The following is a 7,514-nucleotide window of genomic DNA, read 5'->3' on the forward strand; positions in this document are numbered from 1 at the left end:
AGATCAGACATGTTCACCGCTCGTTTTTGAACCGTGAATCACGCCGCAAAACGGAAATCCATGGGTCCTGACCCTAGCGCTCACCTGTAGAAAACTTGACAGTTACCGGGTTTGCGCCTTTAACGCGCAGCTCCGCCACATGGTCACCTGGCTTGGGTACATCGATCCAAGCATCCAGATCTTTGGCGACATTCTTGCCGTCCAGATACCATTCAACGGATTTTGCTTCGGTGCGGCCAGTGAATGTACCCCAGAGATGCAGCGGTCGGTCCGGGCGCACCACTTGCCCCTCAGAGGGGTGAATAATGGCGAGTTCGGGTGGCGCTAGTGGCAGTTTAACTTGCTTGGTGTCTGCCGTTGCGGTGAAGTAACCGTCATGAGCAAGGACCCTAATCCAAACCTTGTCGACCGGAATGGTGTTGGGGTCGATCTCAACGCTGTTACCTCTCGCACCAACCCTGAGCCCGTTCCAGCGTTCACCATCAGAAGACCATTGCAGCCAAATATCGGGATCGTAACCACGCTTGGCACCGGTCGTTTTCCAGGAAACCTTTAGACCAGACTTGCCAATGCTGGCTTCAGCCGAAGCCAATTTAACCGGCCGTGCCGGTCGCTTGCGCTCCCATATGACTGCGTCCCCCTGGCAGATGCGGATTGCAATTCCGGAGCCGACATCGCCCATTGCCGCAATGAAACTATACGGCGGTTTAGGCGGATCCTTTTTATCGCCTCCGCCGCAACCGCAGCCATCGCCATTGGCGTCGTGATTATCCATTGTGAACACCGGCGCAGATGAGATCACCTCGTCCTTGTCCCCGATCAACTGCAAAACTAGATCGGTACGCGCGCCAGACATACGCAAGGGCCGGGTTGGAACCCGTACGAGGCTTGCGACCGAGACCTGCATGTCTTTGCCGACCTCTCCCACGATCGTCACGAAAGGACGCATCTGGTCTTGCCTGTCGACTTCCATGGCGCCTGCCCCCACCGAATTGCCGCCAGACACGCCTGTTGCCAGCGCCACCGGGTCAAATTCGGCGCGGTTCAGCATATAGTTATGCGTAAAGATCGAGACCCACCGGGGGCCGCAATAACCCATCAGATCCTCACTGTTGGCTGGCCGGTGTATTGTCCCGTCATTTGTGTCGAGGCCGTATTCGCCGATGCTCGCATCCGAATAGACAGTGTTGCCATTGCTATCGGTCGTTGTCATGCCGGTATCGTAAGGCTCGTAAAGCGGGTAGCTCGCGTTTGGCGTGCCGACCGTGCCACATGGGGCATGTGGTAAACCCGCCTGATGGCCCAACTCATGCGCCAACGTGACCGGGCTACCGGACAAGCCAGCGCCGTTGCCGCCGCTGGCGCATCCTGTGTTGCCATGCGAGCGCGGGATCGCCGCATTGACCAGTCCATAGTAAAGCCAATCGCCCTGATTACCGTCATTCGTGCGCGCGTTAGCCACGAAATTCAGGATCGGCGTCCAGTTGGGATCGCATCCCCCCGCTGGGAAATTGTTGTTTGTCAGACCTTGTGTTGTTGTCTGACTGTCGATGATCCGCACGTTGGGCGTACTGCCTACCGGGAAAACCCGAAGCGCAAAGCTGGTATCAGCGGCAACTTGCGCTGCGTTGGGGGCAGGCAAAGTAATATTGGCGCCGCCGCCCATCGGTGGACCGTTATAGCCAATTGTGACGGCTGCAACGCGCAACTCTTGCTCAAGATCGACATCAACAAGCTGTTGGGCCGTGCCGCTGCCTCCATAGCAATCGTCTGGCGACGAGACAGTGATAGAAAGGCGCAAGAGCCCGGTCATCACGTTGGCAGGGATAATGAAGTTCAGCGTCGCATCAATGTCGCGTCTCTCTGCGTCGTAGCTCGAGAAACTGTCCTGCGCTGTCACCGGGGCATTGGTTGGAACGATATTGGCTACCGTGGACCAGATCCCACCAACCCGGCGTTCCACTTGAAGTGTGCCACTGACATTGCCGAGCTGCCCATTATCGAAATTCGGATCCTGCCCACTGCGCAGATATGTCCGCACCCAGGCCGATTTATTGGCAACAAGTTGAAGGGAGTTGTCCGGGCCGCGGTCAGCTGGATCAGTCAGATGCTGGTTGGCACGGAAATACTGAATCGCCTGCGTTACCTCGACCCCGTCGATGGATAGATCCGGCGGGTTCTGGAAAACGAGGTCTAAGCCCTGACTTACTGTAGGAGGTTTACATTTACCGGTCACGACGATTTCGACCCGCACTCGGGTCGTTTGGTCGAAGTCAGTCTGATCGAAGTCCCAGCGTCCCAGATCGGGGGCCGGTGAAATCTGCGCAATGGCAGAGCCGGTGTCTGTATTGACGATGCGCACAGTCACTGAGTCAGCGGCGCAGACCTTCCAGCGGATTTTCAGAACCTCGCCGGGTAACAGGCAGTCGTCGTTCTGATGCCCTTTGACGATAAACTTGAGAATGTCAGCGCTTGTGCCTTCGAACTCAGCCAACATCGTGCCGCTTTTTCGATAGTCCAGGAAACGATCGCAGACGCTGATCGTTTGGGTCGGAGGAATGATCGCCAAACCACATCCTGCACTGGACGGGACGATCACGCAGATGCGTTCGTCTGACCACGAGGTCGGCACAGCGATCGGACCGGGGTTCATCGTGCCATGCTGGGTGAACTGCACTTGCCCCGCAATATCGCCAAACCCGCACCCGCAGATCGCAACCGTGTCACCGGGGCAGGCACGCTCTGGGTTGATCTTGGTCACGGTGTAGCATTCGATACTGCACCAGTTTCTATATGCATCCGTGATGCAATCCAGGATGGGCTGGCGGACACAAGTTTGACAGCAAGGCACTTGTCCACAAGAGGTTTGACCGGTGCAGATGCACATCACATATTCGAGCAGATCCTTAAAATGACGCCCTGCGTGCGGCTTCTTGCAAATCAGGTTGACAGCTGCTTCATGAAGCGCGGTCAACACCTGGAACCGGCAACGTTGTTCAAGCAGCGCGCCGACGTATTTGATCATTGTTGGTCTGTGACCACAGGATACATGCATGGCCGCAAAGACCATCAAGCTCATGTCTTTGTCAGCGATCAGGGACTTACCGGTCGGGCAGACATGGTCGGAACAGCACACCGGGTTGGGTTTGGATTTGATGGGCCTACAGCTGTCATCATTGCAGTCGTCGGAAAAAATGTCCTGCAAGATACCGCCTGCATCATCCCCGGATGCGCCGCCACAGCCGCAGCCTGTTGGCGACGTGGCACAAAGAGCATTGAGTACATCCACATAGCGCCCCTTGGCAGCGACGTCTCCGTTCAGAACACTCCAGGCATCACTAAGCGAGTTGTCAAAAATCGCAAGCGTCGGGCGGATGCACTCAAAGAAGTGAGTGCGCTTGCGCAGCAACCGATCAGCATCCGCAAGCTCAAGCGCTTCCTCAATGTCATCAAGAACGCTTTCTGGCAAAAACGGCTTATCCGGTGCAGCCCAGCTTAACGGGCGCCTCAGGTGACACGCCAGCTTCTTTGCCGGGATGGCGACGTCGATTTTAATATCGTCGGTGCAGGAACAATCCTCAATCTTGAGCCGAGCTTTATGGATGCGCACGCCATCGCGGTCGCGCAGCTTTATCCGCAATTCCATCGGACCTGCACATCGACAGTCTTCGGGTATTTTCGACGAATCCACTATGAGCACAAATCGGCCATCGGCGGCCGTCAGGACGCATCCAAGATCGATCTTACAGCCGTCTCGCTTGCGCCAGCCATCCCCAAATACCGCCTGAATCTTGACCAATATTCCGTGTACGGGCTGACCGTTCTCTTGTTGGGTGACACGACCGAAAACAGATTGAATAAGACTGGACATAGCTAAAGTAAGCCTCCGTTTTAAAAATGAACTTCTGTCAATTTCTCTTGGGAATTGCGCCAAATAGGACGCTTTACACCAATCTCGACCAAGTGTGATTTGCAAATTTGGAATAGTGTTAATGCTGTTTAAATATGCTTTTATTTTGCGCCAAAATACCCAAAATGTCAATCAGGTGCCACCTAGGGCGTCGCCGCTCGGAGGCATTAACAGCAATGAACACCGCACTCCTTCCGCACGGTGCCAAGTGCAAAATGCCGCACAGCTCTGACGTGAAGAACTGGTTATTGTGCAATTTTACCGCGCACGCGGCCAAAAAGCACTGAGCGGCCCATAAAAGGCATTCAACACCCCGCTGGCATTCTGCGGACGCAGCCCGCATTTCGGTCATTCGCTGCAAGTGCAAATTTTGGCGCTGCTCGTACTCACACATTGCGGACGAAGCTGCCGGTTGCTGAACGTCTGCTTCCCGTTAACGCTGAATCTCAGACGATCCACCCAAAGACATACCCCGCCCCAAGCGAACCCAGAACTGCAAGCAGCAGATAGAGCATCAACGGTTGCAATTTGAGCACCGGTGCGATGGCCATAGCACCCCAGATGCTGACCGCGCCGCCCGAGACAAGGAAAGCCATCGCCGCGCCTTCGGACATGCCGTTGTCGATCAACCCGCGTGTCAGCGGGAGCGCAGCGTAACCGTCGATATAGGCCGGGGCACCGACAAAGACAGCGGCGGGTATGGCCCACCATTTGTCTTCGCCAACATATGCTGCCAGTGCGCCCGGCGTCAGTGCGGCGTTTAAGGCATACTCGGCGGCAAATGCCGGGATCAGGCAGATCAGGATCAGCCGCGTGGTCGCCCAGAACTGTCTGCTGAAAGAATGCCTTCGTGCCTCAGACCGCCATACCCATGGATCAAAGGGTTGATCCCTGCCGCATCGTGCGGCACTCAGTTGGCGCGCAAGACCATTGTCTCGAAGCGCGCTCATTGCCCAAGGTGTCTTGGCGAATAGCCCTGTGATCACGCCCCCGAATACGCCTAATCCGAAAGCTGCGAGTGTTTTGCCGATCGCAAAGCTCAAACCCAGTGTCGCGGCTGTTGTCGCGAGCATCGCCGGATCAGTTATTGGGGAGGACAGCCAGAATGCCATGATCGGAGCGAGTGGCACGCCCGCTGCCAGCAATCCGGCCATTAAGGGCAGCACCGTCACACCGCAGACCGGCGTGATGGCTCCGATGAGCGATGCAGCCAAAACCGCTCTCAGCGTCCTGCCCTCGAACGCGCCAGCGATGTGGGTATCCGCGCCGCTGGCGATGATCCAAGCTGCTAGTATGATGCCCGGAATGACAATGGGGGCAACGACAATTAGACCCCATAGGACGAACCTTGCTGCGTTTGCGGCGTGTTCCGGCCAAGCAAAACCTACACCTGCCAACAGAAGCAGAAACAGGCCCCACACTAAGGGTTTCCGGTTGGATGGTCGGTTGGCAGCTGTCTGATCGGACATGGGATACTCCTCTGACCTTGAAAAATAGTGCGGCGCGAGGCATCTGTGAAACGCATAGTTTCAATTTCCGATATTGGAAAAACAAATGGAAAACCTGGATAGCGATCTTTTGCGAACCTTCGTCGCCGTGGCTGATGCCGGAAGCGTCACAGAAGGCGCCGCCCGCATCCACCGGTCGCAGTCTGCAACGAGCCTTCAAATCAAGCGCCTCGAAGCGATCCTGGGTCAGCCGGTCTTCGACAGGCATGGTCGCGGGGTGGTCCTGAGCGACACGGGACGAAAGCTATTTCCAGTCGCGCAGGAGGTGACGGCACGTCTCGACGCGGCACTACGGGAGATTTCCCAGAACACTGTAAGCGGGAAACTACGTTTGGGGATACCCGACGATCACGGGCGAACGAAACTCGCGGCGATCATTGCGACCTTCACCCGCCATCATCCGAAAGTCGAACTGGATGTCACATGCGCTCTGAGCACCAGTTTTCCCGAGGCCCTCGACAAAGGTTCGCTGGACCTTGCGGTCTATGAGGTCGAAAACCCGTCCAGCCATGAAGAAGTTCTTTATGAAGACCCAACTTGTTGGGTGTCGTCGGCGCGCTGGAATTTTCAGATCGATGAAAGCCTTCCGGTAGCCTTGTTCGATCATGCATGCTGGTGGCGCGACGCGGCAGTCAATTCATTGCAAGCCCGCGGAGAGCCATATCGCGTTGTATATTCCAGCCAGAGCGTCTCTGGCGTGATTGCAGCGGTTGAAGCTGGGATTGCAGTAGGTCTACTTGGTCGCTCGTCGTTTCACGCAGGTCTATCGGTGGTGAACGACGCATTGGGCTTCGGAAACACGCCTGCCTCCAAGCTGGTGATGGCATCCAGCAAGCCGAAAGAACAAGGGCCTCAGGACGCTATGAAGGAGGCGATCCGAGCCGCATTTATGGCCAAGCCATAAAAAGCTGACTTTCGCTGCGCTCTGTCGAATGGGCAGGTCGGACTAGGTTCCTGACATCGGAGGCGGCGCGGCATCCTGTGGTATGACGCCTGTGTCAACGTCGGGTCGTCGTTTTGGGAGGGCATGGCGGATCGGAGGATTAGTCATGAAAATACCAAACTTACCTGCCATTCGCGCACTTCGACTAGCCTGGAACAAGGGCCGCATTGTCGGTCAGAAGCGGCTACTGAAACCAAAGCATGTCTGAGCAATCTGGGTGCGGCTTGAATTGGCAGAGTACCATCGTGATCTTGCTCTGTTCAATATGGCAATCGACAGCAAGCTTCGCGGCTGCGACCTTGTGAAGAGGAAAGTTGTGGATGTGCTGGCGTCAGGCCAGATCAGGGAACCCGCCTCAGTGCTGCAGAACAAGACGCAGAAGTCAGTTCGGTTTGAGATATCGGAAGGCACCCGCACATCCGTCGAAAAATGGATGGAATACGAATTGATGGTCGGATCAGAGTATCTTTGGCTAGGCCGTTTTCATGAGCGCCTTCACATATCGACACGTCAGTATGCGTAGATTGTTCGGGACTGGGTCACGTCGATCGGACTGGAAGCCAGTGCATATGGCACGCATTCGATGCGGCGAACGGAAGCCACTCAGTTCAACAAGAAGACTGGCAACTTTCGCGCCGTTCAGCTTCTGTTGGGGCACACAAAGATGGACAGTACAGTCAGGTATCTTGGCGTTGAACTTGAGGATGCCTTGGCCATTGCTGAAGCTATTGAAATCAAACATCTCTGGGCCGCCTACACGGTCGGCCCTTACCGGTCACTCGACATGCCGTCACGATGCTGCGGTCGCAGCCCACTTTTCGGTCATTCGCTACGACAGCAATATCTCAACACAAGCGAACTCACAGAACGCGAACGATACTGACTTTCGCTGCCAGCGCACCAACGGCAGCTATTTACGCATCGCGTCTGTCGCAAAGAGAAAGAGGCAAAACCGGATACAGGCCAATCACTTCGGACAATTTGAAACGGGTGCCCTGGTACTTATTCACGTCGACGCCGCACGAACTTACGGCTTTCAAACTAAGTTTTCGACGAAATTGGTAGCGAACTTATTACTAGGGTCAGGACCCATGGATTTCCGTTTTGCGGCGTGATTCACGGTTCAAAAACGAGCGGTGAACATGTCTGATCT

Annotated in this window: 3 protein-coding genes and 1 pseudogene; 2 read left to right on the top strand and 2 right to left on the bottom strand. The window is 55.7% G+C overall.

Features of this window, described 5'->3' with window-relative positions; translation table 11 throughout:
• Window positions 1-73: 73 nt before the first annotated feature.
• Together AC2FJV_RS20050 and AC2FJV_RS20055 are read right to left on the bottom strand one after the other, a co-directional pair.
• Window positions 74-3,871, bottom strand: coding sequence for a hypothetical protein (locus AC2FJV_RS20050; protein WP_496714479.1), 3,798 nt, complete (start codon window positions 3,869-3,871; stop codon window positions 74-76).
• A 485-nt stretch (window positions 3,872-4,356) separates the two neighbouring features.
• The gene (locus tag AC2FJV_RS20055; RefSeq protein ID WP_496714480.1) at window positions 4,357-5,379 is read right to left on the bottom strand and encodes a permease; all 1,023 of its coding nucleotides are present in this window, start codon (window positions 5,377-5,379) and stop codon (window positions 4,357-4,359) included.
• 85 nt (window positions 5,380-5,464) lie between these two features.
• Here AC2FJV_RS20055 and AC2FJV_RS20060 point away from each other — a divergent pair, with 85 nt between their 5' ends.
• Together AC2FJV_RS20060 and AC2FJV_RS20065 are read left to right on the top strand one after the other, a co-directional pair.
• Window positions 5,465-6,322 carry a LysR substrate-binding domain-containing protein gene (locus AC2FJV_RS20060; protein ID WP_496714482.1) on the top strand — a complete coding sequence of 286 codons (858 nt, stop codon included), beginning with the start codon at window positions 5,465-5,467 and terminating at the stop codon, window positions 6,320-6,322.
• 304 nt (window positions 6,323-6,626) lie between these two features.
• Window positions 6,627-7,097: pseudogene (locus tag AC2FJV_RS20065) on the top strand (tyrosine-type recombinase/integrase); the annotation flags it as partial.
• Window positions 7,098-7,514: the final 417 nt, after the last annotated feature.

This window comes from Ruegeria sp. CDSA241 (assembly GCF_059611265.1).

Coding starts and splice junctions, on each gene's coding strand:
- AC2FJV_RS20050 (WP_496714479.1), bottom strand. CDS start 3,871: ATGTCCAGTCTTATTCAATCTGTTTTCGGTCGTGTCACCCAACAAGAG.
- AC2FJV_RS20055 (WP_496714480.1), bottom strand. CDS start 5,379: ATGTCCGATCAGACAGCTGCCAACCGACCATCCAACCGGAAACCCTTA.
- AC2FJV_RS20060 (WP_496714482.1), top strand. CDS start 5,465: ATGGAAAACCTGGATAGCGATCTTTTGCGAACCTTCGTCGCCGTGGCT.